The 15361-nt window shown below is 58.4% G+C and carries 11 protein-coding genes; 9 read left to right on the top strand and 2 right to left on the bottom strand.

Annotated features, from left to right (window positions below; genetic code table 11):
- Positions 1 to 35 precede the first annotated feature (35 nt).
- The 9 genes from AC1RJ3_RS25760 to AC1RJ3_RS25800 all read left to right on the top strand — a co-directional run bounded on the left by AC1RJ3_RS25760 (position 36) and on the right by AC1RJ3_RS25800 (position 12622).
- Complete coding sequence (locus AC1RJ3_RS25760) at positions 36 to 1637, top strand: ABC transporter substrate-binding protein (protein WP_493081260.1); 1602 nt, start codon at positions 36 to 38, stop codon at positions 1635 to 1637.
- A gap of 258 nt (positions 1638 to 1895) precedes the next feature.
- Entirely contained in the window at positions 1896 to 3521 is a 1626-nt protein-coding gene (locus tag AC1RJ3_RS25765; protein ID WP_054594027.1) for an ABC transporter substrate-binding protein, read from the top strand.
- 303 nt (positions 3522 to 3824) lie between these two features.
- Positions 3825 to 5426: an ABC transporter substrate-binding protein gene (locus tag AC1RJ3_RS25770; protein WP_054594028.1), complete on the top strand. Its 1602-nt coding sequence runs from the start codon at positions 3825 to 3827 to the stop codon at positions 5424 to 5426.
- Positions 5427 to 5596: 170 nt separating this feature from the next.
- Positions 5597 to 6991 (top strand): OprD family porin, encoded by a 1395-nt coding sequence (locus AC1RJ3_RS25775; RefSeq protein ID WP_054594029.1) that lies wholly within the window; start codon positions 5597 to 5599, stop codon positions 6989 to 6991.
- A gap of 78 nt (positions 6992 to 7069) precedes the next feature.
- Positions 7070 to 8665 (top strand): ABC transporter substrate-binding protein, encoded by a 1596-nt coding sequence (locus AC1RJ3_RS25780; RefSeq protein WP_493081263.1) that lies wholly within the window; start codon positions 7070 to 7072, stop codon positions 8663 to 8665.
- A 74-nt stretch (positions 8666 to 8739) separates the two neighbouring features.
- Positions 8740 to 9750 carry an ABC transporter permease subunit gene (locus AC1RJ3_RS25785; protein ID WP_054594031.1) on the top strand — a complete coding sequence of 337 codons (1011 nt, stop codon included), beginning with the start codon at positions 8740 to 8742 and terminating at the stop codon, positions 9748 to 9750.
- 10 nt (positions 9751 to 9760) lie between these two features.
- Complete coding sequence (locus AC1RJ3_RS25790) at positions 9761 to 10672, top strand: ABC transporter permease subunit (protein WP_054594032.1); 912 nt, start codon at positions 9761 to 9763, stop codon at positions 10670 to 10672.
- A gap of 10 nt (positions 10673 to 10682) precedes the next feature.
- Positions 10683 to 11651, top strand: coding sequence for an ABC transporter ATP-binding protein (locus tag AC1RJ3_RS25795; protein WP_054594033.1), 969 nt, complete (start codon positions 10683 to 10685; stop codon positions 11649 to 11651).
- The gene (locus AC1RJ3_RS25800; protein ID WP_054594034.1) at positions 11651 to 12622 is read left to right on the top strand and encodes a peptide ABC transporter ATP-binding protein; all 972 of its coding nucleotides are present in this window, start codon (positions 11651 to 11653) and stop codon (positions 12620 to 12622) included. The genes AC1RJ3_RS25795 and AC1RJ3_RS25800 overlap by 1 nt, the downstream gene beginning before the upstream one ends.
- A 120-nt stretch (positions 12623 to 12742) precedes the next feature.
- Here AC1RJ3_RS25800 and AC1RJ3_RS25805 read toward each other — a convergent pair whose 3' ends face one another.
- Together AC1RJ3_RS25805 and AC1RJ3_RS25810 are read right to left on the bottom strand one after the other, a co-directional pair.
- Positions 12743 to 12985 carry a hypothetical protein gene (locus AC1RJ3_RS25805; protein ID WP_371919124.1) on the bottom strand — a complete coding sequence of 81 codons (243 nt, stop codon included), beginning with the start codon at positions 12983 to 12985 and terminating at the stop codon, positions 12743 to 12745.
- 327 nt (positions 12986 to 13312) lie between these two features.
- On the bottom strand, positions 13313 to 14896 hold the full coding sequence (locus tag AC1RJ3_RS25810) for a peptide chain release factor 3 (protein ID WP_103315796.1): 1584 nt from the start codon (positions 14894 to 14896) through the stop codon (positions 13313 to 13315).
- Positions 14897 to 15361: the final 465 nt, after the last annotated feature.

Genomic DNA, 15361 nt, shown 5'->3' on the forward strand with positions numbered 1-15361 from the left:
CCAGAAAAAGCCGCCGCCAAACCCTCGGGGACTCCATGGATAGAACCACCGTCAAACCGCTCCTGCTTGCCCTCACCCTCGCCACCATCGCCCCATTCGCCCAGGCCGCGACGACCCTGGTCTACTGCTCCGAAGCCAGTCCTGCCGGGTTCGACCCGAGCCAGTACACCAGCGGCACGGATTTTGATGCCTCGGCGGAAACAGTCTTCAACCGCCTGACGCAGTTCAAACGCGGTGGCACCGAAGTCGAGCCAGGGTTGGCAACAAGTTGGGAGGTCGCCAAAGACGGCCTGACCTACACCTTCCACCTGCGTGACGGGGTGAAGTTTCATACCACCGACTACTTCACGCCGAGCCGCGATTTCAATGCGGACGATGTGCTGTTCACCTTCCAGCGCTTGCTCGACCCCGCCAACCCATTTCGCAAGGCCTACCCCGCCGAGTCGCCGTACTTCACCGACATGGGCCTGAACACCACGATCAAGAGTGTCGACAAGGTCGACGAACACACCGTGCGCTTCAGCCTGAACAACATCGACGCCGCGTTTGTGCAGAACCTGGCGATGAGCTTCGCGTCGATCCAGTCCGCCGAGTACGCCGAGCAGTTACTCAAGGAAGGCAAAGCCGCCGACCTCAACCAGAAGCCAGTTGGCACCGGGCCCTTTGTGTTCAAGCGTTATCAGAAGGACTCGCAGATCCGCTACAGCGCCAACCGCGCCTACTGGAAACCCGAGGATGTGAAACTCGACAACCTGATTTTCTCGATCACCCCGGACGCCGCCGTGCGCCTGCAAAAGCTCAAGACCGGCGAGTGCCAGGTCAGCGGTTATCCGCGACCGGCCGACATCGAGGTGATGGAGCAGGACCCGAATCTGCGGGTGCTCAAGCAAGCCGGTTTCAACCTTGGCTTCCTGGCCTACAACGTATCCCACCCGCCACTGGATCAACTCAAGGTTCGCCAGGCGCTGGACATGGCCATCGATAAGCCGGCGATCATCAAGGCCGTCTATCAAAGTGCCGGGCAGTTGGCGCAGAACGCCCTGCCGCCAGCGCAATGGTCGTATGACCCGACCATCAAGGACGCGCCCTACGACCCGACCAAGGCAAAGGCGCTACTAAAAGAAGCAGGGGTTGCACCCGGTACCACTATCAATTTATGGGCAATGACCGTGCAGCGGGCGTCCAACCCGAACGCGCGAATGTCGGCACAGATGATTCAGCAGGACTGGGCCAAGGTCGGCATCACGGCCAACATTGTCAGCTATGAATGGGGCGAGTACATCAAGCGCGCCAAGAACGGCGAGCACGACGCGATGATCTACGGCTGGACCGGCGACAACGGTGACCCGGACAACTGGCTCGGCGTGCTCTACAGCTGCGCCGCCGTAAAAGGTAGCAACTACGCCAAGTGGTGCGACCCGGCGTACGACAAGCTGGTTCAGCAGGCCAAGGTCTCCACTGACCGTGACGAGCGGGTCAAGCTCTATCAACAGGCACAAAAAATCCTTAAGCAACAAGTGCCTATCACACCGATCGCCAACTCGACGGTTTTTCAACCTCTGCGCAAGGAAGTTTCCGACTTCAAGATCAGCCCGTTCGGCCTCACACCCTTTTATGGCGTGGGTATAAATAAGTAACACCACGCTCCGGCCGGGTGCGCCAGGCGCCCTGGCCGCACCTCAATGGTGCGTCGTTTGCACCGAGAAATACGACCGCAAACGGTCAAATGCGTCAACTTTTATACATATGCGACATTTAGGTACGTTCGTGCCACTGTTTAAGGCTTGTAGCTCCCCGGCATCTTGCATTGGGTATGGGCCCTGCATAAGTATCGGCAGGTCGACTCACGAGGTCGTCCTCTAATTCCAAAAATGACAACAAATCATGAGGCCACCATGCTTAAACACGCGGTCATTCCGTTTTTAGTCGGCGCAAGCTTATTAGCTAGCGCACCTTTCGCCCAAGCGGCGACTAACCTGGTGTTTTGCTCCGAAGGGAGCCCGGCCGGTTTTGATCCTGGTCAGTACACCACCGGAACCGACTTCGACGCCTCAGCAGAAACCATGTTCAACCGTTTGAGCCAGTTCGAACGTGGCGGCACCGCCGTTGTTCCTGGCCTGGCCACCAGCTGGGACATTTCCCCCGATGGCCTGACTTACACCTTCCATCTGCGCGATGGGGTGAAGTTCCACACCACGCCGTATTTCACGCCGACCCGTAACTTCAACGCCGACGACGTGCTGTTCACCTTCAATCGTATGATTAACAAGGATGACCCGTTCCGTAAGGCGTACCCGACCGAATTCCCGTACTTCACCGACATGGGGATGGACACCAACATCACCAAGATCGATAAAGTCGACGATCACACCGTCAAGTTCACCCTCAAGGAAGTTGATGCCGCGTTCATCCAGAACATGGCCATGAGCTTCGCTTCGATCCAGTCCGCCGAGTACGCCGCCCAGCTGCTCAAGGAAGGCAAAGCCGCCGACATCAACCAGAAGCCGGTCGGCACTGGTCCGTTCGTGTTCAAGAGCTACCAGAAAGACTCCAACATCCGCTACACCGGGAACAAGGACTACTGGAAGCCTGACGACGTCAAGATCGACAACCTGATCTTCGCCATCACCACCGACCCGTCGGTACGTATTCAGAAGCTGAAAAAGAACGAGTGCCAGATCACCCTGTTCCCACGCCCGGCTGACCTGAAGGCGCTGAAAGAAGACAAGACCCTGAAGGTGCCTGACCAGGCTGGTTTCAACCTGGGTTACATCGCCTACAACGTGATGGACAAGATCAAGGGCAGCGATCAGCCGAACCCGATGGCTCAACTGAAAGTGCGTCAGGCACTGGACATGGCCGTCAACAAGCAGCAGATCATCGACTCGGTTTACCAGGGTGCGGGTCAACTGGCGGTCAACGCCATGCCGCCAACCCAGTGGTCCTACGACACCACCATCAAGGATGCGCCATACAACCCTGAGAAAGCCAAACAGCTGCTCAAGGAAGCCGGCATCAAGGAAGGCACCGAGATCAACCTGTGGGCGATGCCGGTGCAGCGTCCTTACAACCCGAACGCCAAGCTGATGGCTGAAATGCTGCAGTCCGACTGGGCCAAGATCGGTATCAAGGCCAAGATCGTGACCTATGAGTGGGGCGAGTACATCAAGCGCTCCAAAGGCGGCGAAAACGGCGCGATGCTGATTGGCTGGAGCGGCGACAACGGTGACCCGGACAACTGGCTGAACGTGCTGTTCGGCTGCGATTCACTGCAGGGCAACAACTTCTCAAAATGGTGTGACAAGAAGTTTGACGGCATCGTGAAAGAAGCCAAGCGCACCACCGATCAGGCCAAGCGCACCGAACTGTACAAACAGGCGCAACACGTCCTCAAAGACGCCGTTCCAATGACACCTATCGCTCACTCGACGGTGTTCCAACCCATGCGCGACAACGTGCAGGACTTCAAGATCAGCCCGTTTGGCTTGAACTCCTTCTACGGAGTCAGCGTCAGCAAATAAGGTTTTGCAACGGTGACGTCCCTGACGTCGCCGTTGCCTTATCTGCCAAGACAGCTGGAATTCGCCTACTTCCCAAACCACTGCGGACCACTGCAGCGGGCTTAGGACGTGTCGCCTTTTCCTACCTGTTTTTCAGGCCTTACGCATTTACCGCCTGACCTTCGACTCATACCGTCGGGGTACGGCCGTTTTTTCGCTGCGGCTGGCAACTGCTGACCCCCATGGCTTTGGATCAGTGATGTCTGCACGTCCCAGGACGGGACGACGACTCACTGTTTAACACCTAAAAAGAGAGGGAGCGTTATGCGCCATACCTTGGTTTTATCCGCATTACTGGGCACCGGTCTGTTGGCCGCCACGTCAATCAGCCAGGCCGCCAATAACAGCCTGGTGTTTTGCTCTGAAGGCAGCCCGGCGGGCTTCGACACCGCGCAGTACACCACTGCGACCGACAATGACGCCGCCGAACCGTTGTACAACCGGCTGGCCGAGTTCGAAAAAGGCTCCACCAATGTCGTACCGGGCCTGGCCACACGTTGGGATATTTCCGAGGATGGTCTCAAGTACACGTTCCACCTGCGCGAAGGGGTGAAATTTCACACCACCCAGTACTTCACACCGAGCCGCGACTTCAACGCCGACGATGTGTTGTTCACCTTTAATCGCATGCTCGATACCGAGCATCCATTCCGCAAGGCTTACCCGACCGAGTTTCCGTACTTCAACGGGATGAGCCTGAACAAGAACATCGCCAAGGTCGAGAAGACCGGGCCGTTGACCGTGGTCATGACCCTGAACTCGGTAGACGCCGCGTTCATTCAGAACATCGCCATGAGTTTTGCCGCGATTCTTTCCGCCGAATACGCCGACCAGTTGCTCGCGTCCGGCAAGCCGAGCGACATCAACCAGAAGCCGGTCGGCACCGGGCCGTTCGTGTTCAAGAGCTACCAGAAAGACTCCAACATCCGTTACACCGGCAACAAGCAGTACTGGGACCCGAGCCGGGTCAAGCTCGACCAGCTGATTTTCGCCATCAACACCGATGCGTCGGTGCGCGTGCAGAAGCTCAGGAAAAACGAGTGCCAGATCACCCTGCACCCACGTCCGGCCGATGTCGACGCGCTGAAAAACGACCCCAAGCTGCAACTGATCGAGAAGCCCGGTTTCAACCTTGGCTACATCGCCTACAACGTGCAGCACAAACCCTTCGACCAGCTCGAAGTACGCCAGGCATTGGACATGGCGGTGAACAAGCAGGGGATTCTCAAGGCGGTGTACCAGGGCGCCGGCCAACTGGCGGTCAACGCCATGCCACCGACCCAGTGGTCCTACGACGAAACCATCAAAGACGCCGCCTACAACCCGGAAAAAGCCAAGGAATTGCTCAAGGCTGCCGGGGTCAAGGAAGGCACCGAGATCACACTCTGGGCCATGCCGGTACAGCGTCCGTACAACCCGAACGCCAAGCTGATGGCTGAGATGCTGCAGTCGGACTGGGCGAAAATCGGCCTGAAAGTAAAGATCGTCAGCTACGAATGGGGCGAGTACATCAAGCGCACCAAGAATGGCGAACACGACATCAGCCTGATCGGTTGGACCGGCGACAACGGGGACCCGGACAACTGGCTGGGCACCCTCTACAGCTGCGACGCAATTGGCGGCAACAACTACTCCATGTGGTGTGACCCGCAATACGACAAGCTGATCAAGCAAGCCAAGATTGTCACCGACCGTGAGCAACGCACGGTGCTCTACAAACAGGCTCAGCAATTGCTCAAGCAGCAAGTGCCGATCACGCCTGTCGCCCACTCGACGGTCAACCAGCCGTTGAGCGCCAAAGTCGAAGGATTCAAGGTCAGCCCCTTCGGCCGTAACGTCTTCTCGGGTGTCAGCATCGACCAATAACTGATTAGCCAAAAACCTGAGGGCGATTTTCGCCCTCACGCAAAGGTGTTGCCTGAATTCGGCGAACACGCCAAATGCAAACGTTTGCGATACGTGAATGAGTTCAAAACCAAATAGCCGGATCACCAAAAAAGACCGGCATTAAAAAAAGAAAGAAAGGAGCTTCACCCATGAAACTGAGCAGCACCGCGATATTGGCCTTGGCCATCAGCAGCGTCACGGCTACCGCCTACGCTGAACCTGCAAGCCAGGATTTCGTTCCAACCGGCCTGAGCACCACCAATGCCCAGGCTGATACCAAGGGTTTTATCGAAGGTCAGAGCCTGTCGGGATCCACCCGCAACTGGTACGCAAACGAATTGAAGCGTCGTGATGACCGCTTCAAATATCAAAAAGATGGCGTACTCACCACGACTCCACGTCGTACAAACTGGGTTCAAGGCACGATTCTCAATTACACCTCGGGCTTTACCCAAGGCACGGTCGGTATCAGTACCGAGATCGCCGCGTATAACGCGATTGCTCTGGATCGCAGCCGTCACGACGTTGCCGCTGGCAGCGGTGGCGCAAGTGCAAACAACCGCACCCTGAGTGACAACAATGGCGATCCGGTAGATCAGTGGAGCAAGCTCGGCCTGGCGAACGTCAAGGCACGTATTTCCAACACCACCCTGACCGCCGGCCGTCAGAACTTCAGCACCCCGATTGTCGATGTCATCGGCAACCGTCCACTGCCTTCAAGCTTTGAAGGTGTGTCGATCCACAGCGAAGAGTTCAATAACCTGTCGTTCGATCTCGGCACGTTCGACCGCGTATCGCCACGGACCGAACAAAGCCTGTCGAAATTCCGCTCCGAATATAACAACAACAACGCCGAAACCGATCACGTGAACACCGCCGGTCTGAACTATCAGCCGTTTAAAAGCCTGAAGACCAGCCTGTACGTCGCGAATGTCGAAGACTTCTGGAATCAGTACTACTTCGGCGCCACCCACGAACTGGGCGATAGCTCGGTGCTGGGCCTGACCACCGGCCTGAACTACTACAAGACCCTCGACACCGGCAAAAAGGAAATGGGGAAAATCGACAACGATGCCTACTCCCTGTCGTTCGGCCTGACCCACCAGGCCCACAGCCTGACATTCTCCTGGCAGCAAATTGTCGGTGACGAGTACTTCGACTACCTGCACGAAACCAACGGCATCTACCTGGCTAACTCCCTGCTGTCGGACTTCAACGGTCCGAACGAGAAATCCTTCCAGATCGCCTACGGCCTGAACATGGCTGAATACGGCGTGCCCGGTTTGAAGTTCAACATCTACCAGGCTCGCGGCTGGGGCATCGACGGTACGCACTACACCGGGACTGCCTATGACGTGAAAAACCTGGATGGCGAACACCACTATGAATACGGCATCGGTACTTCCTACGCCGTACAAAGTGGCCCGCTGAAAGCCACCACCGTTCGCGCGACCTACACCACTCACCGTGCAAGCGCGAACCAGGGCGACGGCAACATCAACGAGTTCCGTCTCGTGACCACCATCCCGTTCAACATTCTGTAAAAGCGCTGCCAAACGGTTGACTCACGATGAGTCGGCCGTCTGGTTTTTTCCTGTTCAACCGATTGCAGAGGGCTCTTGATGAAAATGCTACCCCTACGTGCGGCCATCGCCGCCACGCTGCTGAGTGTCGCTATTGGCGCCTCGGCCAAACCCTTGGTGGTCTGTACCGAAGCCAGCCCGGAAGGCTTCGATATGGTCCAGTACACGACTGCAGTCACAGCCGATGCGGTGGCCGAAACCATCTTCAACCGTCTGGCGGACTTCAAGCCCGGCACCACTGAAGTGATTCCGGCACTGGCCGACTCCTGGGACATCAGCGAGGACGGTCTGACCTACACGTTCCACTTGCGCAAAGGCGTCAAGTTCCACACCACCGAATACTTCAAGCCAACCCGCGACATGAATGCCGACGACGTGGTCTGGAGTTTCCAGCGTCAGCTGGACCCGAACCACCCGTGGCACACCAAGTCGAGCGTGGGCTTCCCGTACTTTGAAAGCATGGGCTTCAAAGAGCTGCTCAAGAGTGTCGAGAAGGTTGACGACAATACGGTCAAATTCACCCTGACCCGCCGTGAAGCGCCGTTCCTGGCGGACATCGCCATGGCCTTCTCCTCGATCTACCCTGCCGAGTACGCCGATCAGTTGCTCAAGGCCGGCAAAACCGGTGACCTGAACAACAAACCGGTCGGTACCGGCCCGTTCATCTTCCAGCGTTATGCCAAGGATGCGCAGGTTCGCTTCAAGGCCAACCCGGAGTACTTCCGTGGCAAGCCACCGGCTGAAGCGCTGATCCTGGCCATCGCCACCGACAACAACGTGCGCCTGCAAAAGCTCAAGGCCAACGAGTGCCAGATCGCGCTGTATCCCAAGCCCGATGACATCCCGAGCATCAAGAAAGACGCCAACCTGAGCGTCGATGAACTCGACGCGATGACTGTTTCGTACATCGCCATGAACACCACCCACAAGTACATGAGCGACGTGCGGGTCCGCAAAGCCATCGATATCGCGTTCGACAAGGAAGCCTACGTCAACGCACTGTTCGGCAAAGGCAATGCCTCGGTGGCAGTGAACCCGTACCCACCGACCCTGCTGGGTTACAACAAGACCCTGCAAAACCCGAAACGTGACCTGGACAAGGCGCGCGCCCTGCTCAAGGAAGCCGGTGTTCCGGATGGTACCGTGTTCACCCTGTTCACCCGTAACGGTGGCGGCCCGACCAACCCGAACCCGATGCTCGGTGCGCAGATGATGCAGGCCGACCTGGCCAAGGTTGGAATCAAGCTCGACATTCGCGTCATGGAATGGGGCGAAATGCTCAAGCGCGCTAAAAACGGTGAACACGATATGGTGTCTGCCGGATGGGCGGGCGATAACGGCGACCCGGATAACTTCCTGACGCCTATGCTCAGTTGCGAGGCCGCCAAGAACGGCGAAAACTACGCCCGCTGGTGCAACGAGAAGTTCCAGACGCTGATCGATGAAGCCCGGGCTAAAGTAAACCCGACCGAACGTGCAGCGCTCTATGAACAGGCGCAGGCTATTTTCAATCAGGACCAGCCATGGATCAGCATGGCCCACACCCGAATGTTTACGGCCATGCGCAATAACGTCGAGGGTTATCACATTAGCCCCCTGACCACTAACAACTTCGCTACCACCCAAGTGAAGTAGATAAGAAAACGCCCGGCAACGTTGACCCCAACGCTGCCGGGAACGCCTAACCGGCTGATGAGGTACACCACAAGATGTTTAGTTTTATTGCCCGCCGATTGGGATTATTGATCCCCACGTTCTTCGGCATCACCTTGCTGACTTTCGCGTTGATTCGCATGATTCCCGGCGACCCCGTGGAAGTCATGATGGGCGAACGTCGGGTCGATCCCGAAATGCATGCTCAGGCAATGGAACGCCTTGGTCTGAACAAACCGCTGTATGCCCAGTATCTGGACTACATCGGCAAACTGGCCCACGGCGACCTGGGTGAATCCCTGCGGACCCGTGAAAGCGTATGGACTGAATTCACCTCGCTGTTCCCCGCCACCCTGGAACTGTCCATGGCGGCCCTGCTGTTCGCTGGCGTTCTCGGCCTGCTGGCCGGGGTGATCGCGGCGCTGAAGCGAGGGTCCCTGTTCGACCATGGGGTGATGGGCATCTCCCTTGCCGGGTATTCGATGCCGATTTTCTGGTGGGGCCTGATTCTCATCATGTTCTTCTCCGTATCCCTGGGCCTGACCCCGGTGTCCGGGCGGATCGACCTGCTGTATGACATCGAGCCAAGAACCGGCTTCATGCTCATCGACACCCTGCTGGCCAATGACACCGGCGCGTTCTTCGACGCCCTGCACCACCTGATTCTTCCGGCCATCGTGCTCGGCACCATCCCGCTGGCGGTGATCGCCCGGATGACCCGTTCCTCGATGCTCGAAGTCCTGCGCGAAGACTACATCCGCACCGCCCGGGCCAAAGGCCTGTCGCCGTCGCGCGTGGTGTTCGTTCACGGCCTGCGCAACGCCTTGATCCCGGTACTGACCGTGGTCGGCCTGCAAGTCGGCACATTGCTCGCCGGTGCGGTTCTGACCGAAACCATCTTCTCGTGGCCCGGCATCGGCAAATGGCTGATCGAAGCCATTGGCGCCCGGGATTACCCCGTGGTGCAAAACGGAATTCTGTTAATCGCCTGCCTGGTGATTCTGGTCAACTTTGTAGTGGATATTCTTTATGGCTTTGCAAACCCACGCATCCGTCACCAGCGCTGAGACCCTACGAATGAGTACTCCAACTACCGCCGTAGCAGTCGATCAAAGCCTGCTATATCCGTCGCCGTACAAAGAGTTCTGGCAAGCGTTCTCCAAGAACAAGGGCGCCGTCGCCGGCCTGTTGTTCATGCTGCTGGTTATTTTTTGCGCGATTTTCGCCCCATGGGTTGCTCCGCATAACCCGAGCGAGCAGTTCCGCGACTTCCTGCTGACCCCGCCGGCCTGGCTGGCAAATGGGCAGATGCAATTCCTGCTCGGCACCGATGAGCTGGGACGCGACCTGCTGTCGCGCCTGATCCATGGTTCGCGCCTGTCCTTGCTGATCGGCCTGTCGTCGGTGGTCATGTCGCTGATTCCGGGGATCCTGCTGGGTCTGTTCGCCGGGTTCTTCCCGCGCCTGCTGGGCCCGACCATCATGCGCCTGATGGACATCATGCTGGCCCTGCCGTCCTTGCTGCTGGCTGTGGCGATCGTCGCTATCCTCGGCCCTGGCCTGATCAACACCGTGATCGCCATCGCCGTGGTGTCCCTGCCGGCCTACGTTCGTCTGACCCGCGCTGCGGTCATGGGCGAACTGAACCGCGACTACGTGACCGCCGCGCGCCTGGCCGGTGCCGGTCTGCCGCGCCTGATGTTCATCACCGTGCTGCCCAACTGCATGGCGCCGCTGATCGTTCAGGCGACCCTGAGCTTCTCCTCGGCGATTCTCGATGCCGCAGCACTGGGCTTCCTCGGCCTTGGCGTACAACCGCCAACCCCTGAGTGGGGCACCATGCTGGCTTCGGCTCGCGACTACATCGAACGCGCCTGGTGGGTCGTCAGCCTGCCTGGCTTGACCATTTTGCTCAGCGTGCTGGCAATCAACCTGATGGGCGACGGGCTGCGCGATGCGCTGGACCCGAAACTCAAGAACGCCGCCTGAGGAGATTCAAATGTCACTGTTGGAAATCAAGAATCTCAACGTTCGCTTCGGCGACAAGAACGCCGTTCCGGTGGTCGACGGTCTCGACATTTCCGTGGACAAGGGCGAAGTCCTGGCCATCGTTGGCGAGTCGGGGTCCGGCAAGTCCGTGACCATGATGGCGCTGATGGGCCTGATCGAACATCCGGGGATCGTCACTGCTGACGCCCTGAATTTCGACGGCAAGAACATGCTCAAGCTCAGCAATCGTCAGCGTCGGCAAATCGTCGGCAAAGACCTGGCCATGGTCTTCCAGGACCCGATGACCGCGCTGAACCCGAGCTACACCGTCGGCTTTCAGATCGAAGAAGTGCTGCGCCTGCACCTGAAAATGTCCAGCAAGGACGCCCGCAAGCGCGCCATCGAGCTACTGGAAAAAGTCGAAATCCCGGGCGCCGCGAGCCGTATGGATGCCTACCCGCACCAACTCTCCGGCGGTATGAGCCAACGTGTGGCGATTGCCATGGCGATTGCCGGCGAGCCGAAACTGCTGATCGCCGACGAACCGACCACCGCACTGGACGTGACGATTCAGGCGCAGATCATGGACCTGCTGCTGGCGCTGCAAAAAGAGCAGAACATGGGCCTGGTGCTGATCACTCACGACCTCGCCGTGGTGGCCGAAACCGCCCAGCGCGTATGCGTGATGTATGCCGGCCAAGCGGTAGAAGTCGGTCAGGTGCCGCAGTTGTTCGACATCCCTGCGCACCCGTACAGCGAAGCGCTGCTCAAGGCTATTCCCGAGCACAGCCTGGGTTCCTCGCGCCTGTCCACCCTGCCGGGCATTGTTCCCGGTCGCTATGACCGTCCGCAAGGCTGCCTGCTGTCGCCGCGCTGCCCGTACGTGCAGGACAGCTGCCGTCAACAACGTCCAGGCCTGGACCCGAAAAGCAACAGCCTCGCCCGCTGCTTCTATCCTTTGAATCAGGAGGTGGCGTAATGGCCGTCGTTCTCACCGCCCGTGACCTGACCCGTCACTACGAAGTCTCCCGCGGCCTGTTCAAAGGCACCGCGCTGGTACGCGCACTCAATGGCGTGTCGTTCGAACTCGAAGCCGGCAAAACCCTCGCCGTGGTTGGCGAATCCGGCTGCGGCAAGTCGACCCTGGCCCGCGCCCTGACGCTGATCGAAGAGCCGTCTTCGGGCTCGTTGAAAATCGCCGGGCAGGAAGTCACCGGCGCCAACAAGGCCGAGCGCAAACAGCTGCGCAAAGACGTGCAGATGGTCTTTCAGAGCCCTTACGCGTCGTTGAACCCACGGCAGAAAATCGGCGATCAGCTTGCAGAGCCATTATTGATCAACACCAAGCTTTCCGCGGCCGAACGCCGTGAAAAAGTCCAGGCGATGATGAAGCAGGTCGGCTTGCGTCCTGAGCACTACCAGCGTTATCCGCACATGTTCTCGGGCGGCCAGCGCCAACGGATCGCCCTGGCGCGCGCCATGATGCTGCAACCCAAAGTGCTGGTCGCGGACGAACCGACCTCGGCGCTGGACGTGTCGATTCAGGCCCAGGTGCTGAACCTGTTCATGGACCTGCAGCAAGAGTTCAACACCGCCTATGTATTCATCTCCCACAACCTGGCGGTGGTGCGTCACGTCGCCGACCAGGTGCTGGTGATGTACCTCGGCCGGCCGGTGGAAATGGGCCCGAAAGAAGACATCTACACCCGTCCCCTGCACCCGTACACCCAGGCCCTGCTGTCGGCCACGCCGACGATCCATCCGGATCCGACCAAGCCGAAAATCAAGATCGTCGGCGAACTGCCGAACCCGCTGAACCCGCCGTCCGGCTGTGCGTTCCACAAGCGCTGCCCGTACGCCACCGAACTGTGCAGCAAAGAAGAGCCGGCCCTGCGCCAGCTCGACAGCCGCCAGGTGGCCTGCCATTACGCCGAGCAATTCGTCGTCTAGGCCGGGCATGAAAAAGCGCCCTCTCGGGGCGCTTTTTGAAACGCGTTGACCAACCCTCCTCCTGTCGGACTGCGCATCAGTCCGACAGGAGGAGGGTTCTTTTGTCTGAATCCTTAAGCCTTAACCCTGGGTATCGTCTTCGGAATCGTCGGAGGATGGGTCCTCATCGCCTTTAGTGTCACTTTGACTCTGATCACCGGTGGCAACCATCAAGCCACTGCCCTGCACACTTTTTGCTGCCCAAAAACCCTGGTCCTGCACCGCGCCGCTGCTCGCCCACGCTGCCGAAGTGCCCACCGACAGCAGCACCAGCACTTTGATCAGTAAAACCATGCGTTGAAAAATGCTCATAGCTGATTCCATCCTTTCGTAGGTGAATCACGAGTAGCTACGGATCGTATGTCCAACGAGCGTAGCGCTGTCTGAAATCTAGTCTGGATAGATCGGATTGACCAGATAGGACACTAACGATGGTCGCCAATTGCCGTTTGCCAAAAGACAGGTTTGGAATAATGGCTAGGTCGAATCGCTATTTAATTGCCACTGGGCACTGGTGGCGACTTGCCCAATAAAAAGCCCCGCAGCTTACGCAACGGGGCTTGGGATACAACCAATCAGCCTGTAGGAACTAAGCTTGCTCGCGATGGCAAATTCGAAATCGCCATCGCCGGCAAGCCGTGCTTCTACAAATTAATGATGCTCACGCGTCGCACGGAATTTCACGTCCGGCCAGCGCTCTTCCATCAGCGCCAGGTTGACTCGGGTCGGGGCCAGGTAAGTCAGGTGGCCGCCGCCGTCGAGGGCGAGGTTTTCCACAGCCTTGACGCTGAACTCTTCGAGCTTCTTCTTATCGCTGCAATCGATCCAGCGCGCGGACCACACGGTGATCGGCTCGTAGGCGCATTCGACCTTGTATTCCTCTTTCAGGCGGCTGGCGACCACATCGAACTGCAGCACACCGACGGCGCCAAGGATGATGTCGTTACTGCGTTCCGGGAAGAACACCTGGGTCGCGCCCTCTTCGGCCAGCTGCTGCAAGCCCTGGCGAAGTTGCTTGGATTTCAGCGGATCCTTCAGACGTACGCGACGGAACAGTTCCGGGGCGAAGTGCGGGATACCGGTGAAGCCCAGGGCTTCGCCTTCGGTGAAGGTGTCGCCGATCTGGATGGTGCCGTGGTTGTGCAGACCGATAATGTCGCCGGCAAACGCTTCTTCCAGCTGCTCACGCTCGGAGGAGAAGAAGGTCAGCGCGTCGCCGATCCGGACGTCCTTGCCGGTGCGCACATGGCGCATCTTCATGCCTTTTTCGTACTTGCCGGAGCAGATACGCATGAAGGCAATGCGGTCGCGGTGTTTAGGGTCCATGTTCGCCTGGATCTTGAACACGAAGCCGCTGAACTTCTCTTCTACCGGTTCCACCGTGCGCTCATTGGCGACACGGGCCAGCGGCTTCGGTGCCCAGTCGACCACGGCGTCGAGCACATGATCGACTCCGAAGTTACCCAACGCGGTACCGAAGAATACCGGGGTCAGTTGGCCGTCCAGGAATTCCTGTTGATTGAATTCGTGGCAGGCGCCCTGCACCAGTTCCAGCTGTTCGATGAAGCGCTCGTACTCGTCACCCAAGTGGGCGCGGGCTTCATCGGAGTCGAGCTTCTCGATGATTTTCACATCGGTCCGCTCGTGGCCATGGCCAGCGGTGTAGACAATGATGTAGTCGTCGGCGAGGTGATAGACGCCTTTGAAATCGCGGTAGCAACCGATCGGCCAGGTGATCGGCGCAGCCTTGATCTTCAGGACGGCTTCGATTTCGTCGAGCAGTTCGATCGGGTCACGAATGTCGCGGTCGAGTTTGTTGATGAAGCTGACGATCGGCGTGTCACGCAGACGGCAAACGTCCATCAGGGCGATGGTCCGTGGCTCTACACCCTTACCGCCGTCGAGGACCATCAATGCCGAGTCGACCGCCGTCAGGGTGCGGTAGGTGTCTTCGGAGAAGTCTTCGTGGCCCGGGGTGTCGAGCAGGTTGATCATGTGATCGCGATACGGGAACTGCATGACCGACGTGGTAATGGAAATACCACGCTGCTTTTCCATTTCCATCCAGTCGGAGGTGGCATGGCGGTCGGATTTGCGAGACTTCACCGTGCCGGCAACCGCAATCGCCTTGCCCATCAGCAAGAGCTTCTCGGTGATGGTGGTCTTACCCGCATCGGGGTGGGAAATAATGGCGAAAGTGCGGCGTTTCGCGACTTCGGCGGCCTGTTTGGTCATGGGAAATCGCCTGGCAGGTGATTCAAAAAAGGGCGGCGAGTATAGCTCAAAACGACATCTACGGACCACCATTCGCCCTGTAGCAGCTGCCGAGCTTGCGAGGCTGCGTTCGGCGGCGAAGCGGCCGTAAATCAAACAATGCGGTCTTTCAGGTATACCGTGTGTAACGGCTTTACGACGGCTTCGCCGCCGAACGCAGCCTCGCAGGCTCGGCAGTTGCTACGGAGTGAGAGGCGACCGGGGTGGCCAAATACTGTCTAACGTGGGAACCTTTTAAACCGTGGAGCCGTCCACTCCCCTGTTACGACCTGTCGTCAGGGGCTGAAATATCAGCAAGTCAGCCTGACGAGGCTGCGCTTATGGCTCGATCTCATGCCGCTTTGCCGGCATTGACGAGCTGCTTTTCGCGAACAGTGTCTTCGGCAGCCAAGTATGGCGTTGCCACACGAAGCGCTGTTCGCCGAC

It is taken from the genome of Pseudomonas sp. GW822-FHT04C11, assembly GCF_058800905.1.